The 21,901-nt window shown below is 44.1% G+C and carries 21 protein-coding genes; 20 read left to right on the top strand and 1 reads right to left on the bottom strand.

Annotated features, from left to right (window positions below):
- Positions 1-64: 64 nt before the first annotated feature.
- The 11 genes from betA to QWZ07_RS05065 all read left to right on the top strand — a co-directional run bounded on the left by betA (position 65) and on the right by QWZ07_RS05065 (position 13,300).
- Positions 65-1,792 (top strand): choline dehydrogenase, encoded by a 1,728-nt coding sequence (gene betA / locus QWZ07_RS05115; RefSeq protein ID WP_192853763.1) that lies wholly within the window; start codon positions 65-67, stop codon positions 1,790-1,792.
- Positions 1,793-1,949: 157 nt separating this feature from the next.
- Positions 1,950-2,921: a choline ABC transporter substrate-binding protein gene (locus tag QWZ07_RS05110; RefSeq protein ID WP_192853762.1), complete on the top strand. Its 972-nt coding sequence runs from the start codon at positions 1,950-1,952 to the stop codon at positions 2,919-2,921.
- 107 nt (positions 2,922-3,028) lie between these two features.
- Positions 3,029-3,871: a choline ABC transporter permease subunit gene (gene choW / locus QWZ07_RS05105; protein WP_009845976.1), complete on the top strand. Its 843-nt coding sequence runs from the start codon at positions 3,029-3,031 to the stop codon at positions 3,869-3,871.
- 2 nt (positions 3,872-3,873) lie between these two features.
- Positions 3,874-5,088: a choline ABC transporter ATP-binding protein gene (choV, locus tag QWZ07_RS05100; RefSeq protein ID WP_009845975.1), complete on the top strand. Its 1,215-nt coding sequence runs from the start codon at positions 3,874-3,876 to the stop codon at positions 5,086-5,088.
- Between the two features lie 362 nt (positions 5,089-5,450).
- The gene (locus QWZ07_RS05095) at positions 5,451-5,933 is read left to right on the top strand and encodes a MarR family winged helix-turn-helix transcriptional regulator (RefSeq protein ID WP_065105893.1); all 483 of its coding nucleotides are present in this window, start codon (positions 5,451-5,453) and stop codon (positions 5,931-5,933) included.
- Between the two features lie 288 nt (positions 5,934-6,221).
- Complete coding sequence (locus QWZ07_RS05090) at positions 6,222-7,637, top strand: coniferyl aldehyde dehydrogenase (RefSeq protein WP_192853761.1); 1,416 nt, start codon at positions 6,222-6,224, stop codon at positions 7,635-7,637.
- 56 nt (positions 7,638-7,693) lie between these two features.
- Complete coding sequence (locus QWZ07_RS05085) at positions 7,694-8,137, top strand: hypothetical protein (protein WP_048660463.1); 444 nt, start codon at positions 7,694-7,696, stop codon at positions 8,135-8,137.
- A 178-nt stretch (positions 8,138-8,315) separates the two neighbouring features.
- Positions 8,316-9,521, top strand: coding sequence for an iron-containing alcohol dehydrogenase (locus tag QWZ07_RS05080; protein ID WP_192853760.1), 1,206 nt, complete (start codon positions 8,316-8,318; stop codon positions 9,519-9,521).
- Positions 9,522-9,681: 160 nt separating this feature from the next.
- Positions 9,682-10,098 carry a tetratricopeptide repeat protein gene (locus QWZ07_RS05075; protein WP_192853759.1) on the top strand — a complete coding sequence of 139 codons (417 nt, stop codon included), beginning with the start codon at positions 9,682-9,684 and terminating at the stop codon, positions 10,096-10,098.
- Positions 10,099-10,187: 89 nt separating this feature from the next.
- Positions 10,188-11,933, top strand: a complete 1,746-nt coding sequence (locus tag QWZ07_RS05070; protein WP_192853758.1) for an arylsulfatase — start codon at positions 10,188-10,190, stop codon at positions 11,931-11,933.
- A gap of 119 nt (positions 11,934-12,052) precedes the next feature.
- Positions 12,053-13,300, top strand: a complete 1,248-nt coding sequence (locus QWZ07_RS05065; RefSeq protein WP_192853757.1) for an anaerobic sulfatase maturase — start codon at positions 12,053-12,055, stop codon at positions 13,298-13,300.
- 126 nt (positions 13,301-13,426) lie between these two features.
- Here the strand turns inward: QWZ07_RS05065 and QWZ07_RS05060 are convergent, their stop codons facing one another.
- Entirely contained in the window at positions 13,427-14,005 is a 579-nt protein-coding gene (locus tag QWZ07_RS05060; RefSeq protein WP_192853756.1) for a TetR/AcrR family transcriptional regulator, read from the bottom strand.
- Positions 14,006-14,325: 320 nt separating this feature from the next.
- Here QWZ07_RS05060 and QWZ07_RS05055 point away from each other — a divergent pair, with 320 nt between their 5' ends.
- The 9 genes from QWZ07_RS05055 to QWZ07_RS05015 all read left to right on the top strand — a co-directional run bounded on the left by QWZ07_RS05055 (position 14,326) and on the right by QWZ07_RS05015 (position 21,805).
- Positions 14,326-14,982 carry a Qnr family pentapeptide repeat protein gene (locus QWZ07_RS05055; RefSeq protein ID WP_017111199.1) on the top strand — a complete coding sequence of 219 codons (657 nt, stop codon included), beginning with the start codon at positions 14,326-14,328 and terminating at the stop codon, positions 14,980-14,982.
- A 119-nt stretch (positions 14,983-15,101) separates the two neighbouring features.
- Complete coding sequence (locus QWZ07_RS05050; RefSeq protein ID WP_102352001.1) at positions 15,102-15,533, top strand: GNAT family N-acetyltransferase; 432 nt, start codon at positions 15,102-15,104, stop codon at positions 15,531-15,533.
- Positions 15,534-16,069: 536 nt separating this feature from the next.
- Complete coding sequence (locus QWZ07_RS05045; protein WP_061021001.1) at positions 16,070-16,513, top strand: PTS sugar transporter subunit IIA; 444 nt, start codon at positions 16,070-16,072, stop codon at positions 16,511-16,513.
- A 29-nt stretch (positions 16,514-16,542) separates the two neighbouring features.
- Positions 16,543-17,955, top strand: coding sequence for a PTS mannitol transporter subunit IIBC (locus QWZ07_RS05040; protein WP_020477289.1), 1,413 nt, complete (start codon positions 16,543-16,545; stop codon positions 17,953-17,955).
- A gap of 47 nt (positions 17,956-18,002) precedes the next feature.
- A complete protein-coding gene (locus QWZ07_RS05035; protein WP_192853755.1) occupies positions 18,003-19,274 on the top strand; it encodes a zinc-binding dehydrogenase in 1,272 nt (423 codons plus the stop codon).
- Positions 19,275-19,330: 56 nt separating this feature from the next.
- Entirely contained in the window at positions 19,331-19,849 is a 519-nt protein-coding gene (locus QWZ07_RS05030; protein ID WP_192853785.1) for an MltR family transcriptional regulator, read from the top strand.
- An 8-nt stretch (positions 19,850-19,857) separates the two neighbouring features.
- A complete protein-coding gene (locus QWZ07_RS05025) occupies positions 19,858-20,592 on the top strand; it encodes a nucleoside/nucleotide kinase family protein (RefSeq protein ID WP_192853754.1) in 735 nt (244 codons plus the stop codon).
- A gap of 18 nt (positions 20,593-20,610) precedes the next feature.
- Positions 20,611-21,357 (top strand): phosphatase, encoded by a 747-nt coding sequence (locus QWZ07_RS05020; protein ID WP_192853753.1) that lies wholly within the window; start codon positions 20,611-20,613, stop codon positions 21,355-21,357.
- Positions 21,358-21,544: 187 nt separating this feature from the next.
- The gene (locus tag QWZ07_RS05015) at positions 21,545-21,805 is read left to right on the top strand and encodes a DUF5062 family protein (RefSeq protein WP_004732406.1); all 261 of its coding nucleotides are present in this window, start codon (positions 21,545-21,547) and stop codon (positions 21,803-21,805) included.
- Positions 21,806-21,901 lie beyond the last annotated feature (96 nt).

Here is a 21,901-nt window from a genome sequence, read left to right as displayed (position 1 = left end):
ACTCAATTTTATGGGTTAGCTTAACAGAGCTAGCCCTACTGACTCATCTCAGGGAAATCAAAACATGGAACAACGCTACGATTATATTATCGTCGGCGCGGGTTCGGCCGGCTGTGTGTTAGCGGATAGGCTAACGGAAAGCGGTGAACATAGCGTTTTATTATTGGAAGCGGGTGGTACGGATAAGAGTATTTTTATCCAAATGCCGACTGCGCTTTCTTACCCGATGAATACTGAAAAGTACGCTTGGCAATTTGAGACCCAACAAGAACCGGGCCTTGATGGACGTGAACTGCATTGTCCACGCGGCAAGGTGTTGGGTGGCAGCTCATCGATCAACGGCATGGTTTACGTTCGTGGCCACGCTTGTGACTTTGACCAATGGGAAGAAGAGGGCGCAGCCGGTTGGAATTACCAAGCTTGCTTGCCTTACTTCCGCCGTGCTGAATCATGGAATAAAGGTGGTGACGAATATCGTGGCGACAATGGCCCAGTCGGCACTTGTAACGGCAACGATATGGCGCTTAACCCCCTTTACCAAGCATTCATTGATGCAGGTAAAGACGCCGGTTACCCAGAAACACAAGATTACAACGGCTACCAGCAAGAAGGCTTCGGCACCATGCACATGACTGTAGACAAGGGTGTTAGAGCCTCAACCTCTAACGCTTATCTACGTCGTGCATTGAAGCGTTCAAACCTCACCTTGAAAAAAGGCATCGTGGCGCGTCGTTTCTTACTTGAAGCTCTCGTTGTAAAAGACCAGTCATCAGAAGGCCAATCAGGCTTGAAAGCGGTTGGTGTTGAGTTTGAAAAGTCAGGTAATACTCAAGTTGCCGTGGCGAACAAAGAAGTGATCTCTTCTGCGGGTTCTATTGGCTCGGTTCAACTGCTGCAACTTTCTGGTATCGGCCCGAAAGCGGTGCTTGAAAAGGCGGGTGTTGAGCTTAAACACGAACTGAGCGGTGTCGGTGAAAACCTACAAGACCATCTAGAAGTGTACTTCCAATATCACTGCAACGAACCCATCACGCTCAACAGCAAGCTTGGTTTAGTCAGCAAGGGCATGATTGGCGCAGAGTGGATTTTGACTCGCAAAGGTTTGGGGGCCACTAACCACTTTGAATCGTGCGCGTTCATTCGCTCTCGCAAAGGATTGAAGTGGCCGAATATTCAATATCACTTTCTGCCAGCAGCGATGCGTTACGACGGACAAGCGGCCTTTGATGGTCACGGTTTCCAAGTTCATGTTGGGCCTAACAAGCCAGAAAGTCGCGGTACGGTAGCGATCACTTCGGCTGACCCACATGCCAAGCCAGAGATCATTTTCAACTACATCTCAACCGAACAAGATCGCCAAGATTGGCGCGATTGTATTCGCTTAACCCGTGAGATTTTGTCGCAACCTGCGATGGATGTTTACCGTGGCGAAGAGATTCAGCCAGGTCTGAGCGTAACTTCAGATGAAGCGATCGACGAATGGGTTAAGCAGAACGTTGAAAGTGCTTATCACCCTTCTTGTGGCTGCAAAATGGGCGCTGATGATGACCCAATGGCAGTGCTTGATGAAGAGTGTCGTGTTCGCGGTATTGATAGCCTACGTGTTGTCGACTCGTCTGTTTTCCCTGTTATTCCAAACGGTAATTTGAACGCACCGACCATTATGGTTGCTGAGCGTGCTTCCGATTTGATTTTAGGTAAGCCCGTTCTAAAAGAGCAAAACGTTCCGGTATGGATAGCACCGGAATGGGAAGAAACCCAAAGAATCAATAAGCCAGTAAGAGAAGCGTAAGCGTCAGTTATTAGTTAAAAAATAGCAAAAGCAGCAAAGAATAAAAACAACAAGTAACAAGCAAAAAATAACAAAACTAATTAGTCAAAAGTCAGAAGAACTGCTCTCTATCGGTGTTGATATCGAGCAGCAAAAGGAAAGATAAAAAGGAACCATTATGACGACTCTAAATATTCAGAACGTGACGACAAAAACGTTAACAGCACTCGCGATCAGCTCGTTTGCATTTGGTGCTAACGCTTCTGTTGAACCACAACAATGTGAAAACGTACGCTTCGCTGATGTTGGTTGGACAGACATTACCGCAACAACGGCTGTCACTTCTGAGCTACTTAAAGGCCTAGGCTACAAAACCAAAACTGACCTACTTTCAGTACCGGTTACTTACTCTTCAATGGCGAACGGCGATATTGATGTATTCCTAGGTAACTGGATGCCAACTATGGAAGGCGACATCGCTAAGTACCGCGAAGCGGGAACGGTTGAGACAGTGCGTGCCAACCTTGAAGGCGCAAAATACACGCTTGCTGTTCCTAAATACGTGTATGACTCTGGCGTGAAAAGCTTCGCCGACCTAGCAAAACATGCCGACAAATTTAAAGATCGCATCTACGGTATTGAACCGGGTAACGATGGTAACCGCTTAATCCAATCAATGATTGATGCTGACGCGTTTGGCTTAAAAGATTTCAGCCTAGTGGAATCAAGTGAAGCGGGCATGGTATCGCAAGTATCTCGCGCTGCTCGTCGTAGCCAGTGGATCGTTTATCTTGGTTGGGCACCGCACCCAATGAACAGCAATGTTGAGATGGAATACCTTTCAGGTGGTGACGACTTCTTTGGCCCGAACTACGGCGGAGCAAATGTTTACACCAATGTTCGTTCAAACTACCTGTCTGAATGTGCAAACGTCGGTCAACTTCTACAAAACCTAGAGTTCACTCTAGAGATGGAAAACCAGTTGATGGAAGAGATTCTTAACCAAAAAGTGAAGCCAGAAAAAGCGGCTCAACAATGGTTGAACAATAACCCTCAACAAGTTGAAGCTTGGTTAGACAACGTAAAAACGCATAAAGGTGAATCAGCGACTCAAGCGGTTACTGAATACCTAAAACAAGTTAAAGCTTAGTTTTACCTAGCTATCGATCTATTTATCAAAGCTCTATAAATAAAAAAGGTGGGCTTGCCAATTGTCTATTGGTTTGAAGTAGCCCACCCATAATAAAAGGCAATATTGTGAATTTTATTACGGAAAACAAAATCCCTGTTGGTCAATGGATGGAAGCGGGTGTTGATTGGCTAACAATCAATGCAGCAGGTTTCTTTGACGCTATTTCGATTTTTCTAGAAACCGTCATTATGTTTTTAGTCGATGTATTTAAGTGGATGCCACCGGCTTTACCAATCGTGATGACTGCGGCGATTGCATGGTATTTACACCGTAAACCCTCGCTTGTGATTTTCGTGGTTGCAGCTTTGCTGACTATTTTAAACCTTGGCTACTGGCAAGAAATGCTGGAAACCTTTGTCCTCGTGTTTGCAGCGACAACGATTTCCGTATTAATTGGCGTTCCAGTTGGCATTATGGCCGCGCATCGCCCTTGGTTGTATACGGTGCTTAGACCCATTCTTGATTTAATGCAGACGGTTCCAACGTTTGTGTATCTGATTCCGACTTTGGTTTTATTCGGCTTGGGCATCGTTCCTGGCTTAATCTCGACCATCATCTTTGCTATTGCCGCGCCAATTCGTTTGACCTACTTAGGCGTCACCAAAGTGCCTGAAGAGTTGATTGAAGCGGGTAAAGCGTTTGGTGCAAGCCGCATGAAATTGCTGATGAAAGTGGAATTACCTGCTGCCTTACCAAGCATTATGGCGGGTGTAACTCAATGTATTATGTTGTCGCTTTCGATGGTGGTTATCGCCGCTCTTGTCGGTGCTGACGGGCTTGGTAAACCTGTTGTTCGCGCATTGAACACAGTGAACATCTCACAAGGTTTTGAAGCCGGGTTGGCGATTGTATTAGTCGCTATCATTCTTGATCGCTTGTGCAAAACACCAAACCAGAAGGAAGCTTAATCATGTCTAACTCTCAGGAAAAAAAGACAATGGACGCGATTACCATTAAGAACCTCGATGTTGTGTTTGGTGATAAGCCGAAGCAAGCGCTTGAGCTGCTCGACCAAGGTAAAACTCGCCAAGAGATCATTGATGAGACTGGCCAAGTGGTTGGCGTAGATAATGTGTCGCTGACCGTTGAAGAAGGCGAGATTTGTGTGCTGATGGGTTTGTCTGGTTCTGGTAAATCATCTTTGCTTCGCGCAGTTAATGGCTTGAATGAGATCAGCCGTGGCTCATTGGCGATCAAAGATGGAGACAAGCTGGTTGATTTAGGTGAACAGTGCGACGAAGCGACCTTGCGTCACCTTCGTACTCACCGCGTTTCGATGGTGTTCCAAAAATTTGCCCTAATGCCTTGGTTAAACGTATTAGATAACGTGGCGTTTGGTCTAGAAATGCAAGGCGTAGCCAAAGATGTTCGTCGTGCTAAAGCGCGTGAACAGCTTGAAATGGTGGGTTTGGCAGAGTGGGAAACCAAGTATCCGCATGAGCTTTCTGGCGGTATGCAGCAACGTGTTGGCCTAGCGCGTGCCTTTGCGATGGATACCGACATTCTTCTTATGGATGAACCGTTTTCAGCGCTGGATCCGCTGATTCGTGCGCAGTTGCAAGATGAGCTAATTCTATTGCAAAACAAGCTTAACAAAACGATTCTGTTCGTGAGTCATGATTTAGACGAAGCGCTGAAGATTGGTAATAACATTGCGATCATGGAGTCAGGCAAGTTGATTCAACATGGTAAGCCTGAAGAGATCGTACTCACACCAAAAACGGAATATGTGAAAGATTTTGTCGCACACACTAACCCGTTGAACGTATTGAAAGGTCGTTCGTTGATGCAGCCTTTGGATTCTTTGAAACAAGAAGATGAAAGTTGGAAGATCTGTGACTCTAAAGACTTATGGATTGAGCAGAGTGAAGGTACTTTATCTGTAAAAGGTGAATCGACTTTAGCGCTTGTTGAGTGGAACGAATCCGACGATTTAACGGCAATCAGCGCGTCGAGTGTTGTAGTGGCAAGTCCAGAGATTGGCATGCGCGATGCGATTAAACTGAAACAGCTAAGTAATCACCCGATTTTGCTGGTGGAAGACAATAAACTGGTCGGTATTTTGGATAACAGTGAATTTTATAATGCGCTTACTGGTAACTTTCAGATGAATACCGCTGCGTAAAATTTCGTTTTTCAGCTTAGCTATTGAGGCTGGTTTTTTATTGGGTGGAGAGGGTTAAATCTCTCTACCTCTATGATTATTAAAATATATTATTCTTTGAGCTTGTATTCTCTGACTCATTATTTTTGCCTTCATTGAAGCTTTGATTCCCCCTTCATTAAGCAAAAGTGCCGTACCACGCAAGTTTAGTGGTATAGAAAAGATTGAGAATAGTATTAACATCAGTACAATGCGGAAAAATCAATGAAGTAAATTATCAATTTACAGTGTAATTCGAGCGATCCTAAGCTGTTCAGTTTGGAAATCTCATCGCCCCGGCACTGTAAAGTCACTCACAGTATATTAGTACAAAGGTCTGCATCTTGGATAAACATGACGAAATCTTGGTCGCTATTCGCCAAATTATTCGCGCTATCGATTTACACTCGAAAAAGCTGAGTAAAGAGTATGGTTTGACGGGCCCTCAATTGATTTTAATGCGCGCAATCCAAGAGATGGGTAATGTGACGATCAAAGAATTGTCTAATCAAACTAATGTGAGTCAAGCGACGACAACGACGATCATCGATCGTCTGGAGCTTAATGGTTATGTGCAGCGTATCCGTAGTGTTGCTGATCGACGTAAAGTTCATGCGAATTTGACGGAAAAAGGCCAAGAGCTACTTAACAATGCACCACCACCGCTACAAGATAACTTCGTTAAAAAATTCCAAAACCTAGAAGCGTGGGAGCAAAGCCTACTGCTTTCTTCGATGCAACGTGTGTCTTCAATGATGAACGCAGAAGACATCGACGCTGCCCCAGTGCTACAGCTTGAAGGCATTGCCAACGTTGCCAAGAGCTAGTTAGGAAGATGATTTAATTGTTTTAAAACAATGAATTAGAATAACATTTAGTGGTCGCTTTAAGCGGCCGTTTTTGATCTTATAGCCTCTATCCCTTTGACTATTTCAGTCCAAATTGTCTTCCAATTATCCCTTTCGATTTTGAATTCCTAAGCTTTCTGATTTTTAAGTTGTTTAACGTTTATTCACTTATTTCATAAACGCATTGACGATTCTCTGACAAAATAACACTAGACCGACCGGTTTGTTGTGTATTATTGTGTGCCTCTCCTAACCATGAGGTGATGTATGAAACATGAATTGACGGCGACACAAATGACAGCGACGTTGAAGACTATGCAGGAAGCTTTTGCAGATGATCCGATGCCCACTGTGACGGTGAGAATAGAACAGTTGCTTGCGCTGAAATCTGCTCTGATCGATTACACAGACCGTTTGTGTGCCGCGGTAAGTGAGGACTATGGTCACCGCAGCCGACAAGATACTTTGATGGCTGACATACTTCCTTGTTTAGGAAATATCGATCACACCATCGAGTGTTTGTCACATTGGTCGACATCTTCAATTCGCCACTCCGGTCCTTTGCTTTCCACTTCTCGCGTTGAAGTGGTTTATCAGCCTAAAGGCGTAGTGGGGATCATTGCCCCGTGGAATTTCCCTATCATGTTATCCGTAGGCCCGCTCATTTCAGCCTTGGCAGCGGGCAATCGCGCCATGATCAAGATGAGTGAATTTACGCCAGCAACCAATGACGTTTTAAGACAACTATTGGATGAAGTCTTCAATGCCAACGAGGTATGTCTTGTTGAGGGCGAGAGCGAAATAGCCGCTGCGTTTTCTGCATTGCCGTTTGATCATCTTCTGTTTACAGGGTCAACCCAAGTGGGTCGTCAAGTGATGAAGTCAGCGGCTGACACGCAAACTCCCGTCACTCTTGAGCTTGGTGGCAAGTCTCCAGTTATCGTGGCAGAAGACATGTCGATTGATATTGCTGTCGAGCGAATCATTTACGGTAAGAGCCTCAATAACGGCCAAGTGTGTGTCGCGCCTGATTACGTATTGTTGCCCGAAGATAAACTCGACGCTTTTATTGAGGAATATAAAAAACAATACCAACTGCTGTTTGACGAAGGGGTCTATTCCGAGAATTTGACGTCCCTAATCAACCCTCGCCAATGCGACCGCATAGTGAGTTTGTTGAATCAAGAACAACAAGCGGGAACTCGAACCGTGGCCTGCCATGATGACGCGATGGACTTAGATTGCCAACGACTGGTGACGCATCTGATTGTAGAACCAAACCTGTCATCCAAGGTGATGAATGAAGAGATTTTCGGCCCACTATTACCGTTGATTACGTATCGTAATATCGAAGAGGCGTTCCAAATCATTAATAACAAACCAAGGCCTTTAGCGCTGTATCTGATGAGCTTTGATTTGAGTTTACAGTATCAGGTTAAGCACCAAGTACATTCCGGTGGAATGTGTATCAATGACTGTGTCTTCCATTTAGCGGTGGATGATGCGCCGTTTGGTGGCATTGGTGAATCAGGGCAGGGCAATTATCACGGTAAAGAAGGTTTTCTCACTTTCTCCCATGCCAAAACAGTTTTGGAAACGGGCTTAGATCATCGAGTTAAGCATCTGTTTTCAAAAGAAGACAACGAACTAAAAACAGCAGTGATGAGCATGCTTGGTAAGTAAATCATTTCTGTCATTACGCTATTCATTATTAAGAAGTTATTTTTAGAGGTTATTTTATGTTGGAACGCTTTTTTGAACGAACCATGAAATCGTATTTGATGATTACTGGATTCTTAACCGCCACTGCTTTTTCTACCTTCTTGGCACCGGATTGGAGTATGCAGACACTGTTTTCTTACAACGATACGATGATGGAAAATAAAGAGTATCTGTTGGGTACTTATCAGCACTGGGGTGTGATGGTTGGCTGTATTGGTGTGTTGCTGATGTTCTCAGCCAAGTACAAATCGCTGCGTACTTCGACCATGATTTACAGCGCATTTGAGAAGTCGATGTTTGTTGGCATCTTCTTATACAACGTCTGTATCAATGACTATGAATGGTTTTATGGTTGGAGTGGCGTGTTTGCGCTCGATGGATTTGTGACCGTCTACTCTTTGGTTTATCTCTACTACTATCTCAACCGAGACAAAACAAAGGTACCCGCTCACTTGCGTTAACCTCTGTCGTTCAGCATGTTGATTCTAATACTCCTAAGCCCGCATTTGCGGGCTTTTTTTCGTTTCCGACAAATGATCCTCAACGATCTTAATTGACATATCTTTGACATTAACACTCTAGACCGACCGGTTTGTATTGGTTATTGTTTAGTCATCAAACATAAACGAGGTAAACACCATGACTACCAATAACTTTAACTTTCAACTGAAAACCATTGTTCATGCTCAAGAGAACGGCATTGAAAATATCCCTTCTTTATTTGCTCGCTTAGGCGCGAAAAGAGTCGTGCTTTTTTCTGACAAAGGTTTGGAATCTCTGGGCTTTGTTGAGCAATTCTCAGCGTTGTTTGCAAACCAGACGATGAATCAAGAAGCAAACCAACAAACGACTCAGCTCGTTGGTGTGTACACCGATATTGCGCCAGACGCGACTTGCGACAACATCAACGCTGCGATTGAGTTTGCTAATAGCTTAAATGCCGACGCTATTTTGTCTGTCGGTGGAGGCAGTGTGATTGATGCTTCTAAGGGCGTGAAATATGCACTTCATAAGCAGATTGATGATATCCGTACCGTGATTGCTGGCGGTGGCTTCATGGAAGTTTGGCCAAACAATGAAGACATTCGAGTGCCTCATATTGCCGTACCAACAACGGCTGGCACAGGCGCTGAAGCTTCTCCGATTGCGGTTTTTTACAACGAGCATGAAAACATCAAGGCAAGTTTAGTGGCATCTGGTTTGGAGGCTGACATTGCGATTCTTGATCCAACGGTCACCACCAAGCTGCCTGCTCATCTGACTCGCTCAACCGCGATGGATGCACTCACGCACGCCGTTGAGGCCATTGTGTCTCCGATGAGTAATGCGTTCACCGATGCTTATGGCATTCAGGCTGCAAAACTGATTGTTGAAAACTTACCCGTGGCACTTAGAGAACCAGAAAACCTGACGGCACGTGGCAATCTTCTTCAGGCGAGCACGATGGCGATTTCTGCGTTTTATTCATCGCTAGGTGGTATTCCAATTCATAACTGCGCCCATGCCTTTGGTGCGATTAGCCACATTCCACATGGCGATGCCAACACGGTACTGATGCCGGTTGTGATTGAAGCACTGCCGGAATTCTATATGCCGAATGCGGCGAAGTTAGCTCAAGCTTTCTCGGTCGATACTACCGGAACCGATGAGATGGTTTACCTGAGAGTGTTGGATTTCTTAAACAACTTCCAAACCAGTGTCGGTGCGATGAAACGTTTCAGCAGCTGGGACTTTGATGAGCAAGAGAAGAGCAACATTGCAGAAGCGATTGAAAAAGACATCTGTTTTCAGTTCTACCCAATCTCGAAACAAACGATTGAACAGATTATAGAAAAAGCGATTTAGTCGTCTCATTAAGCATTCAAAAACTCACTGTAAATCGAGGACAAATTATGAAGATTGAAAACGTATTGCTATCGAGCTTGTGCATCATCGCGCCATTCCTACTTTTCGCTTAATTCACTCGACAGGGACGTTGTGACCTTTATTCCCGAGGAGGAAATAAATGCTCAATAAACGTTTAACTACCGTGATTCTGACTGGTGCTTTGGCTGTTCTGCTTTTTGCTAAGGCAAGTGTGGGAAGCGAAAGCTCCACGGCTTTATCTGAACAGCATCAAGATGCTGTTCAGCTGTTGGATGAAGCCTATGAAGGACAGTCTGAAGCGCAACTTGCTCTCGCTTATCGGTATTTGAGCGGTGATGGTGTTGAGCAGAATGACGAGAAAGCGGCGGAATGGTTTGAAACCGCAGCCAGTGCAGATAGCCCTGAAGCTCAAACGCAGCTTGGCTTAATGTACTTCTCTGGAAGTGGCGTTCAGGTTAGCCAAGCGGACGCTGTCACCTGGATCGGTTTGGCAGCTGCTCAAGATTATGACCCTGCGCTCGACTTATTACATTGGATGTCCCAAGCCGCGCACTAATTCAGATTCTAACCAAAGTTAATCACAGAAAGGTTAGTCACAGAAAAAGTTAATCACAAAAAATTATTCACAGCTATTGGAGACGTCTTATGCAGACATTCAAGAAATCCCTACTATTCACAGCGATGGCCGCCGCAAGTAGCGCCGCCTTCGCCGCCGAATCAGACAAGCCGAACATCGTTGTTATTGTCGGTGATGATGTTGGCTTTGCTGATACCCAGCCTTATGGCTCAGAAGCCGAAACCCCCAACTTGATGGCGTTGGCTGAAGAGGGGGTTAAATTCACTAACTTCCATGCCTCACCAACCTCATCAGTGACTCGCTCAATGATGTTAACTGGAGCGAACAGCCACGAAGTTGGGCTAGGCACTTTCGATTATGCTGTCTATCCGGGTGCGATTGGCAAGCCGGGCTATGAAGGCTACCTGACCAAGAAGGGCGTAACAGTGGCTACGCTGCTCAAAGAAAATGGCTATAACACGTATTTATCGGGTAAATGGCATTTAGGTCATGATGATGGGTTCCTGCCCGATGACCGAGGTTTTTCGGAAAGTTACGGTATTTTAGCGGGTGGTTCGAATCACTTTAACCGCGACATGATGTTCCCAGCCAAAAACGCGGCTACCGCTGAAGCGCTTCAAAAAGGCGACATTCCCGGCGTTGAAGTTGAGCCTACTTACAGAAACGGTGAAGTCGTTGAGGACAAATACAAAGGCGAATACTCAGACCAAGTTTACACCAACGAACTCATAAAGATGATTGATGGCAAGAAAGACGACGGTAAGCCTTTCTTCGCTTATCTTCCTTTCACTGCGATACACCTTCCGCTGCAAGCACCAGAATCAGCGTATCAAGATAAAGTTGATTACTACGTCGAGCATGGTTGGGATTCGATTCGTGAAGACCGCTTTGAACGTATGAAGGAGATGGACGTCATTCCTAAAGATGCCGATATCTCAAATCGTAATGCATTAAGTCGCCCCTGGGACTCTTTGTCTGAGAAACAACAAGAGTGGTATGGCAAGAAGATGGCGGTGGCGATGGGCATGATGGAGATGCAAGATCAACAAGTCGGTCAGGTTGTCGATTACCTAAAAGAGATCGGTGAGTACGACAATACCTACATTATGTATCTGGCGGACAACGGTCCTGAAGCCGCAGATATTACCGGTGAAAATATCAGTGATTTGATTCGCACATGGACGGCACATCACTTTGACAACTCGACGGAAAATTTAGGGAAAGCTAACTCTAGCGTTTCATTAGGCCCAGAATGGGCAAGCGCATCAACCGGTGGCTTGTCTTGGTATAAAGCGTACACGGCAGAAGGCGGTATTCGAGTGCCGTTTATCGTTAAGCCTGCGAAAGCGCTTTTAGAGGGCGATCAAGCGCTGCAACCCGGCACTCAAACCGATGACTTGTCACAAGTAAAAGACATCGCAGCCACCATTCTTGAAATCGCCGATGTTGAGCACCCAGGAACAGAGTACCAAGGTCGAGAAGTGGCACCAATGAGCGGAGTCAGCTTACTTCCTTACTTTAAGGGCGAAACCACAGAGGTTCACAGTGCCGATAATGCGATTCCATTTGAATTGTTTGGTAGCGGAATTTTGCTCAAAGGGGATTACAAGATCATCCGAATCTCTACAGGCATGGGCGGTGACAGTGAATGGCACCTATACAACACAAAACAGGATCCGGCTGAGCAGCATGACTTAAGAAACCAAAAGCCAGACTTGTTCCTAGAGATGGTCGCTGAGTATCAAGAGTACGAAAAAGATCAAAACATTGTGCCAGTTGATGAAGCGTGGAACCCGTTTGAGAACGTCAAATAGAGGAAACAAACCACTCGGCCAACCTAATGCCATCAGGTTTGGTTGGCCGATGAACACCGTGTAAAGGAATTACGAATTGTTTTGGCTAATACAATAACTTTTACATCGAGGAATTCTTCATGACGACCTTATCACTATCAAACCTGAGTTCGGTTCCGCAGTTTAATGGCAAGGCGCACAGCAAGCTTCAAGCGTTGGCAAAACCCATTGGTGCCGTGTGCAATATCAGCTGTACTTACTGTTATTACTTAGAGAAACAGCAGTTGCTTGAATACCCAAAAGGATCTCAATATGTGATGGATGAAGCGCGGCTAGAGCTCTATATCAAGCAGTATATTGAGGGGCAGAATACGCCGGAGATTATCTTTTCTTGGCATGGTGGAGAGCCAACTCTGCTCGGCATTGAGTACTTTGAAAGGGTCGTGGCGTTACAGAAAAAATACTGCCCTAACCATAGCAAGATCAGCAACGACCTTCAAACCAACGGTACCTTACTGAATGATGCGTGGTGTGAGTTCTTTAAGAACAATGATTTTATCATTGGCGTGAGTATTGATGGCCCCGAGCATCTACATAATCATTACCGTACTAATCGAGCAGGCAAAGGCACTTTTGCTCAAACCATCCGCGGAATCGGTTATTTAAAAAAACATAACGTTGAGTTTGCGACCTTAACCTGTGTGAATGATGTGACGGGCAAATACCCGTTAGAGGTTTATCGTTTTCTGCGTGACGAAGTGGGTTCAAAGCAGCTGCAGTTCATCCCAGTGGTGGATAAGCGCGAGGCTCACACCAACAATCAATGGTTGAGCAACCAACAGGCGATCATTCCGGTCTCTGGCGAAGTGGAGTCGTGGAGTGTCGGTTCAGCGCAATGGGGAGAGTTTCTCTCGACGGTTTTTGATGAGTGGTTCGAACACGATTTTGGCCGAGTGCTTGTACCTTACTTTGAAAACTTCATCGGTGTGTGGATGGGCAGAGAAAGCACCATGTGCACCTTGAGTGAAATCTGTGGAAAGGGGTTAGCGGTTGAGCCAAATGGCGATGTGTATTCGTGCGATCATTACGTCTTTCCTGAGTTTCAGTTGGGCAATATTAATGAGAAGCCGCTATCGACGCTGGCATTTTCACCCGCTCAGCAAACCTTTGGATTCGCGAAGCAAAAGTCGTTGCCAAAGCAGTGCCAAACTTGCGAATTTAAATTTGCTTGTCATGGTGAGTGCCCTAAGAACCGAATTATCAACAGTCGTGATGGTGAAGCCGGGCTAAATTACCTGTGTGAAGGGTGGTTCAAGTTCTTTCAACATATCGACCCGGTACTCAATGCTTTGCTAAAAGCCAATAACCTAGCGCCACGGATGGGATAATCGAATCAATGACGTGATAAGCAAAAGCTTAGGTCGAAAAAGAATAAGCCTAGGTAGAAAACGAACAAGCCTGAAAACAAAAGAGGCTCGCTATATAAAGCGAGCCTCTTAGTGTGTAGGAACAGGTTAATCTTTTGAGCTCATCGCAAGCAATGTCTCTTCCATGGCATTGTTCAAAATCGAACGGTTGCGCTGCATCGCTGCCATTAGCGTAGAGCCTAGCCATAAGCCATAAAGCGTGCGAGATAGTGATTCAGGATCTGCGATATTGAAATCACCGGCCTCATTGCCTTCTTCAAACAGCTTCGCCATACGCAGGATGATCTTTTCAGCGCCTTCTGCCATGGTCGATTGCAACGGATTAGCAGACCCAGACACTTCACCTGCTAGCTTGACCACAAGGCACTGAATATTGAAGTCTTCGGTTAGTTTCGACGCACACCAAAACTCGAAGTACGCTTTAACGCGGTTGCGGCGAGATAGAGTCTCATCACTTAGAAAGTCATCAAGCTTAACTAGGTGCTCATCAAAATAGTCGGCTAGAAGGATCTCGCCAAAGTGCTCTTTGGATTTGAAGTAATGGTAAAAAGAACCTTTAGTCCCTTCGGCTTGGTTGATGATTTTCATCAGGCCAACACCAGCAAATCCGTGTTCATTAATAAGGCTAAACCCTGCATCGAGCATAGCTTGTCGCATGTCTTTCATTGATCTTACTCTTTATGCCGAGAATGATGATTAGTGTAGCGATATGCATACCAACCGTCCAGTCTAGAGCGTTAGGATGTTGTCGATAATTGATTCGTTTCGTCAAAGTGGCTTTATCTTCTATTTATACCTCTAAGCCACAAAACTTTTTTCACGATAAGCGCATGCCATAAAACGAAAATAACAACCTTAAAGGGCTTGTTTGGTGCCTTAAAATGGCCAAATCGTGGCGTTTTAAGTGGCTGTTTTTATTGGTTTTTAATTTAATGTTTTCTTAAGATCACAATGGTAGTCTTAGCTTGATTTCTTTAGGGGGCTAAATGGACACCAATAACAGCACTTATCATCAGCACAGTTTTGCTCAGCAAGATCTATCAGAGCTTACATTTACAGCCTGTACGTTTATCCGATGTGACTTCAGGCGTTCGAACTTGCGTGATGCGACGTTTATTAATTGTAAGTTCATCGAACAAGGTGATATTGAGGGATGCCACTTTGATATTGCAGACTTACGAGATGCAAGTTTCCAGAACTGCCAGTTGGCGATGGCCAATTTTAGTAACGCCAATTGCTATGGGATTGAGCTACGTGAATGTGACTTGAAAGGGGCGAACTTTACTCGTGCGAATTTTGCCAATCAGGTGAGTAATCGCATGTATTTTTGCTCGGCATACATCACGGGTTGCAACCTGTCTTACGCTAATTTTGAACAGGCTTGTTTAGAGAAGTGTGAGTTATTTGAAAACCGCTGGATAGGTACTTATCTTGGCGGAGCGTCATTAAAAGAGTCCGATCTTAGCCGAGGCGTGTTCTCGGAAGATGTATGGGGGCAATTCAGTATGCAAGGGGCGAATTTGTGTCATGCAGAATTAGAAGGGTTAGACCCTCGCAAAGTAGATACAACAGGAATCAAAATTGTGGCTTGGCAGCAAGAGCAACTGCTTGAAAGCATGGGTATTGTGGTGATGCCTGATTGATAGGGCTAGCGAAGTGAGTAAATCGTATAAGCAAGGCCGTTGTTTTGTTTTTCTTACCACTGATAAACTACTAGCTCGCGGCTGCACATGTTTATATTCAGTTTAATCTAGAGAAAATTATGACTATAGAAAATGTACTTCCTGAGAATTACGCAGAAATGCTTAAGGTTTGGGAAAATTCAGTCCGAGCAACTCATGACTTTATTACAGAAGAAGATATTGAGTTTTTTAAACCTATCATCATGGAACATGCGTTCCCTGCGGTTTTTTTGAAATGCGTTAAAAATGAAAGTGGCTCGATTGTTGGCTTCGTGGGTGTCCATGATGCAAAGGTTGAGATGCTTTTCGTTTTGAATGAAGTTCGAGGACAAGGAGTAGGTACTGTGTTGTTGCAACATGCGATTGAGCAGTTAGCAGCCACCAAAGTTGACGTCAATGAGCAAAATCCACAAGCAGTAGGTTTCTATCAGCACATAGGGTTCAAAATTGAATCACGCTCTCCACTTGATGACTTGGGAAAACCATTTCCAATTCTGCATATGACGCTGTAAGCCTCGGTTGTAATCAACCACAGTCGCTAGAAGAAAAGCCCAAAGCTAATAACTTTGGGCTTTTCCGTATCTGGTGTCTCGTCTGACTTTTTTATGCAAGTCGTTTGTATGTCGTAAGCTGGATGAGTGAGTTAGCAGTTTGTTATGTCGTAAAATTTCAGTTGAATGGTGTTTGTATTTCATACGGGATCTTGGTCACTGATTTAAGCGCATCAAACCATTCAAACGCTCAAGTTAAATTCAACCATCATCACAATTAATACTTGGTCAATATGCATAAGTAGATCTTCATCACGCTTGTGCTATTTAAATTTAATTCTTAATTTGATTGTTTTGTCAAATTTACAGTATTGACTTGTTGTTAATAATAAATTTGTAATTAAATTTCATAATAAATATGAGAGGCAGAGAACAACTAATCGTTTGACAGTGAAGTTTAAGTGATAGAAGTCTCATTTTGTTGCCATTTCTCTATTCCTCAACTTCCATTGATAATAATCCCAACAACAACGAACAAAGAATAACTGGGATATATTATGCTTTATGACCTTATTGACCACGACTTAATTGATGTCATTAACCATTCTGAATATAAGTGGGAAGATGCAGTTAAAGAAACGACTCGTTATTTGCAAGACAAAGGTTACGTTACCAATAACTACGCAGACGCGATCATTCAGTCAACGCATGATAATGGACCTTATTATGTTCTTTGTCCAGGCATTGCTATGCCTCATGCCCGTCCAGAAGCAGGTGTACTAAAGACTGGGTTGGGTATCCATGTTTTTTCAACCCCAGTTGATTTCGGTTCAGAAATGGGACCAGCGAATGTCTTATTAACATTAGCTGCAAAGGATTCAGATACACACATCGAGGTTATTCAAGCACTTAGTGAAATGTTAGTTGATGAAGAAAACATTGCCAAGCTGGCTGCTTCATCTTCAAAAGCTGACGTACTTGAAATTATTAAAAGTTACTAAGAATAACCTTTGAAAATAAGGAATATACCGTGTCTACAAATATAAGAGCAAAAGTGCAATCTTTTGGTGGTCATCTGACCGCGATGGTATTGCCAAATATTGGAGCCTTCATCGCATGGGGCTTTATTACTGCATTATTTATTCCAACAGGTTGGATGCCTAACGAATATTTTGGTGAATTAGTGGGTCCGATGATCACTTATTTACTTCCTCTGCTTATTGGTTATACCGGCGGACAAATTGTCGGGGATAAGCGTGGTGCAGTTGCTGGTGCGATAGGTACCATGGGTGTTATCGCTGGCGCTGAGATTCCAATGTTTGTTGGCGCAATGATCATGGGTCCATTGAGTGGCTGGGTGATCGTTCAAATCGATAAACGCTTACAAGACAAGATACCTTCAGGTTTTGAGATGGTGGTAAACAACTTCTCGCTAGGCATCTTCGGCATGTTGATGTGTCTATTTGCTTACGCGATTGTTGGTCCTGCTGTGACTGCTGCGAACCTATTCGTTAAATCGGGTATCGAAGCGCTTGTGGCAACAGGTTTTCTACCGTTACTTGCCATTATTAATGAACCAGCAAAAGTACTGTTTCTAAACAACGCTATCGACCAAGGTATTTACTACCCACTAGGTCTACAAGCGGCGGCGGAAACGGGCAAATCGATCTTTTTTATGGTGGCGTCAAACCCAGGCCCTGGTCTAGGTATGCTTTTGGCTTACGCGAAATTTGGTCAAGGTCTAAGTAAGAAATCAGCACCAAGTGCAATCATAATTCACTTTTTCGGTGGTATCCATGAGCTGTACTTCCCATACGTGCTAATGAAGCCAATCATGATTGTTGCGATGATTGCTGGTGCGGCGACAGGTATTGCCACGTTCAACCTACTTGATGGTGGTCTGGTTGCTGGCCCTAGTCCTGGCTCGATTTTCTCTTACTTAGCACTCACACCAAAAGGTAGCTTCTTCGCAACCATCGCAGGTGTGGCTTCAGCAACGGTTGTGTCTTTCCTTGTCGCAAGTGCAATCCTGAAAGTGAGCAAGAAAGAACAATCAGAAGACGAGTTTGAACAGTCGATAACCGACATGAAAGATATGAAAGCAGAAGGTGTGGTAGCAAAAGCATCAGCTCAGGCTTCAACAGAACAGCCAAAAGAAGTAAAGAACATCAAATTTATTGCCTTTGCATGTGATGCGGGAATGGGCTCAAGCGCCATGGGAGCATCGACTTTCAAACGCAAACTAGAAAAGGCTGGCTACGATGTTCAAGTTAAAAACTTTGCCATCGAAAAAGTCCCAACTGATGCCGATGTGGTGGTGACTCACGAGAGCTTAGAGAATAGAGCAATTAAGGCTACGGGCTTACCAGTGGTCACTATCAAGAACTTCTTACATGACCCTGCATTAGACAACCTAATGAACACCATTGGTCAACAAGCTTAATTTAAATTTTGGGGCCACTCAGTGGTCCCACTTTCGGAGAGAAAATCATGACTCAAACAACTGCTGCTGTTATCCGTGGTGAAAAAGACGTTCAACTTAGAACGTTCGATCTTCCAAAAATTTCTGATGATGAACTATTAGTTAAAAATATCTCAAACAGCATCTGTCTTTCTACTTACAAAGCAGCACTGTTAGGCAGCAACCATAAACGTGTACCGGAAAATATTGCTGAAGTTCCCGTAATGACAGGCCACGAATACGCAGGTGTGATTGTTGAAGTGGGTGCAAACCTGAAAGGTCGTTTTACGGCAGGTGAACCTTTTGTACTGCAGCCAGCAATGGGTCTGCCAACAGGCTACTCGGCAGGTTATAGCTATGAAACGTTCGGTGGCAATGCGACGTACTCAATTATCCCTAAAGTAGCAATCGACTTGGACTGTGTATTGCCTTACAAGAGTTCGTACTACGCTAATGCCTCTTTAGCTGAACCTATGTCATGCATCATTGGTGCGTTCCATGCAAGCTACCATACAACGCCTTACGTATATGAACATCAAATGGGCATTAAAGAGGGTGGCTCTCTTGCATTGTTAGCGTGTGCAGGCCCGATGGGTATTGGTGCCATCGACTACGCGATTAATGGTCCAGTCAAACCAAGTCGAATCGTTGTCACCGATATTGATGAAGCGCGCCTAGAGCGAGCTGAGAGCCTAATTCCTGTATCAAAAGCAGCAGAGAACGGTATCGAACTTTTTTATGTGAATACCGCTAAGTTAGAAGATCCTGTTTTACACCTTAAGCAGCTGAACGGTGGTAATGGGTATGATGATGTCATGGTGTATGCTGCGGTTACACAAGTGCTTGAGCAAGCGGATGAGTTGCTAGGCAATGATGGTTGCTTAAATTTCTTTGCTGGCCCAACGGACAAGCAGTTCAAAGTACCATTCAACTTCTATAACGTTCACTACGAAGCGACTCACATTGTTGGCACTTCCGGTGGCTCTACGGGTGATATGGTCGAGTCTATTGAGCTTTCAGAAGCGAATAAAATCAACCCTTCATTTATGCTGACACACGTTGGTGGTCTAGAAGCGGCACCGCATACGATTCTCAATCAGTTAGATATTCCGGGTGGCAAGAAATTGATTTACCCACATATCGACTTACCGCTGACAGCGATTGACCAATTCCATACATTGGCAGAGCAGTCTCCATTCTTCCTGGAGCTTGATGAAATCTTGAAAGCCAATAATTACGTTTGGAATGAATTGGCAGAAAAAGCGTTACTTGAATTTTATGATGTGAGCTTAACCGTTTAATATGGTTCATTATTGTGGTGGCGAGCTAGCCACCACAGCTTCATGAGGTAATTGATATTTTGTTGCAAGATGAATTATTGGATGCATTGGAACAGTGTGATTCCGCGACGAGTTTGATCGAAGCGTCTAATAAGTTAATAAACCAAAAACTGAAAAAGCTATTACCGAACGTGTTTGTTCAAGATGCTTTGGTGATGGAGTACGCCGTCGTACCTCTTTTAAAAGAAGATGGGCCTCTTGTTACAACCGACGTCGCCTCTAAATTGATGTTTGCGATGGGTAAGATCTCTTTGGAAACCTACGCAGATATTGGCTTATTCGACCAAATGTATGAATACACTAGTAAGCAATCGCAAAAGCTGACATTTGGCGATGACATGGTTTACGACTTCATCAGTAATCAATCAAACCTCTCGAAAGGCAAAGATAGCTTCTACTTAGATTCAATTAACCAATTAAAATTCTCGTCATTCGATTCATTCACTCAAACACGTTACGAATCGCTGATTAAAACAGTGCTGAAACTCTGTTGCGAGAACTTGTTGGAAAATATTGAGAAAGAGATATTAGGATAAGGTTGAACATGAAAGTTTCCTTAAATGTGAGTGGCTTTGAAACCGAAGCGACATTCCCTGATAAAGATATTGAACAGATTCATAAACCACTGGTTGAAAAATTTACGCGACTTTTTGAGCAGAAAAAAGAACGTACGATTATCTTTTTGTGTGCCCCCCCTGGCAGTGGTAAATCGACGTTAGCTGCGTTTTGGGAGCATTTGTCCCATCAACAAACCAACGTTGAGCCACTTCAGGTATTGCCATTTGACGGTTTTCATTACCCCAATGAGATATTGGACTCAAACTATATCGTTCGTGATGAAGAGAAAATTAAACTCCGTACCATCAAAGGCTCTCACGAAACGTTCAATTTAACCTCGTTGATAGATAAGTTGAAACAGCTGAAAGTAAAAAATCCTACATGGCCGTACTACGATAGAAATCTTCATGATCCTCTGGATGACGCAATCTCGGTAGACAAGGACATTGTCGTGATTGAAGGCAACTGGTTGTTACTGAACGAGCCAGTTTGGAATGGATTGCATGAGTTGGCTGATTTCACCATCTTCATAGACACCGACGCTAAGTTCCTCGAAGAGCGCTTAGTAAACCGCAAGGTGCGAGGAGGTACCACCTTAGAAGGGGCGGTCGAGTTCTATAAAAATTCAGACTCAAAAAACGTCGATAAAGTGTTAGACCATTCTATTCCTGCTGACCTAACACTCTTCATGAATCAAGACGGTTCGTTTCAAATCAATTAAACAATTTAGGAGGTCATAATGGAGATTGTTGTCGACAGCCATACTCATACATTGGCAAGTGGCCATGCCTATAGCACCATTATCGAAAATGCGCTGGCATCGAAAAATAAGGGGCTAAAACTCCTTTGTACAACGGATCATGCTCCTGAAATGCCGGGAGCCCCCCACTACTGGTTTTTCAATAACCAAAGGATTTTGCCCCGCTTTCTGCACGATGTAGGTATCTTGCGTGGTGTGGAAGCCAACACGTTGAATACTGCAGGAGAGTTGGATCTTCCTCCTTCTTCTTACCAACATTTAGACTGGGTGATTGCGAGTTTGCATGAGCCAGTTTTCAAGCCATCGACGGAACAAGAACATACACAGGCGTTAATCAACGTCATTAGGAGTGGCAAAGTTGATGTGCTAGGGCACTTAGGGAACCCAAACTACAAGTTCGATATGGAAGCGGTTCTGCTGTGCGCAAAGGAGCACAATGTTGCAATTGAAGTGAACAATACGTCACTGACAGGCAAGAGCCGAAAAGGAAGCGATGTGCGATGCTCAAAAATTGTCGAGATCGGCAAGCGAGTTGGCGTTTACTTTACTACAGGTTCTGATGCGCATTTCTGTGAAGAGATTGCTCATTTGGGTCTTGTAAAAGCATTACTTGAAAAGCACGGTGTGGAAGAAGACAAAATAGTCACTACCTCAACATCCCGTTTTCTGAACTTTTTACTTTTGCGTGGGAAGAGTCGGATCGAAGAGTTTGCAGAGCTCTATTAAGCCTCTGTTTTACTCATCAAGATTGATACTAAAAAGAAAAGCCCAAAGCTAATAACTTTGGGCTTTTCCGTGTCTAGGGGAGTTTGTTATTTATCAAAGCGACTCCTCAAACTGAGATCACAGTAATCTTGTCAGTTGTCGTGTTTGATATACTCATAATTCGTTCGAAAAAGATGACGGAGATGATATGTCGAAAACCGCGAAGATCATTAATGAAGATAAGCTGGTAAAAAAAGCAGTTGAGGTCGGTTTTAAGATGGCAAAACTACAAGGTTTTGATTTGCCACATTCATCCCAACCGATAAAGGTTAAAGCGGTGTATTTGTTCCTTGTAGAGGTAAATCAGATTACACCGTTACCTGATGATAAGCTTGATGGTGCTAACATTAAAAAGCGTTTGGCGCTATGGATTCACAAAGCACTGCCTGATAATGATCCATTGAAGTAAGGGCGCCTTCGCCTTTATCGTCTTCAGTGAAAATTCCTATGTGTTTCTAATTGAAAAAGCCTAGCGATCCCTCGCTAGGCTTTGTTGTTTTTGTAT

Origin of the sequence: Vibrio lentus (assembly GCF_030409755.1) — a bacterium.
GTDB classification, from domain to species: domain Bacteria; phylum Pseudomonadota; class Gammaproteobacteria; order Enterobacterales; family Vibrionaceae; genus Vibrio; species Vibrio lentus.
Note: the sequence above shows the minus strand (reverse complement) of the source record. Positions and strands in the feature narration are given on the sequence as shown.

Coding starts and splice junctions, on each gene's coding strand:
- choV (WP_009845975.1), top strand. CDS start 3,874: ATGTCTAACTCTCAGGAAAAAAAGACAATGGACGCGATTACCATTAAG.
- betA (WP_192853763.1), top strand. CDS start 65: ATGGAACAACGCTACGATTATATTATCGTCGGCGCGGGTTCGGCCGGC.
- QWZ07_RS05050 (WP_102352001.1), top strand. CDS start 15,102: ATGACTATAGAAAATGTACTTCCTGAGAATTACGCAGAAATGCTTAAG.
- QWZ07_RS05025 (WP_192853754.1), top strand. CDS start 19,858: ATGAAAGTTTCCTTAAATGTGAGTGGCTTTGAAACCGAAGCGACATTC.
- QWZ07_RS05075 (WP_192853759.1), top strand. CDS start 9,682: ATGCTCAATAAACGTTTAACTACCGTGATTCTGACTGGTGCTTTGGCT.
- QWZ07_RS05015 (WP_004732406.1), top strand. CDS start 21,545: ATGTCGAAAACCGCGAAGATCATTAATGAAGATAAGCTGGTAAAAAAA.
- QWZ07_RS05065 (WP_192853757.1), top strand. CDS start 12,053: ATGACGACCTTATCACTATCAAACCTGAGTTCGGTTCCGCAGTTTAAT.
- QWZ07_RS05055 (WP_017111199.1), top strand. CDS start 14,326: ATGGACACCAATAACAGCACTTATCATCAGCACAGTTTTGCTCAGCAA.
- QWZ07_RS05035 (WP_192853755.1), top strand. CDS start 18,003: ATGACTCAAACAACTGCTGCTGTTATCCGTGGTGAAAAAGACGTTCAA.
- QWZ07_RS05110 (WP_192853762.1), top strand. CDS start 1,950: ATGACGACTCTAAATATTCAGAACGTGACGACAAAAACGTTAACAGCA.
- QWZ07_RS05085 (WP_048660463.1), top strand. CDS start 7,694: ATGTTGGAACGCTTTTTTGAACGAACCATGAAATCGTATTTGATGATT.
- QWZ07_RS05090 (WP_192853761.1), top strand. CDS start 6,222: ATGAAACATGAATTGACGGCGACACAAATGACAGCGACGTTGAAGACT.
- QWZ07_RS05070 (WP_192853758.1), top strand. CDS start 10,188: ATGCAGACATTCAAGAAATCCCTACTATTCACAGCGATGGCCGCCGCA.
- QWZ07_RS05080 (WP_192853760.1), top strand. CDS start 8,316: ATGACTACCAATAACTTTAACTTTCAACTGAAAACCATTGTTCATGCT.
- QWZ07_RS05020 (WP_192853753.1), top strand. CDS start 20,611: ATGGAGATTGTTGTCGACAGCCATACTCATACATTGGCAAGTGGCCAT.
- QWZ07_RS05045 (WP_061021001.1), top strand. CDS start 16,070: ATGCTTTATGACCTTATTGACCACGACTTAATTGATGTCATTAACCAT.
- QWZ07_RS05060 (WP_192853756.1), bottom strand. CDS start 14,005: ATGAAAGACATGCGACAAGCTATGCTCGATGCAGGGTTTAGCCTTATT.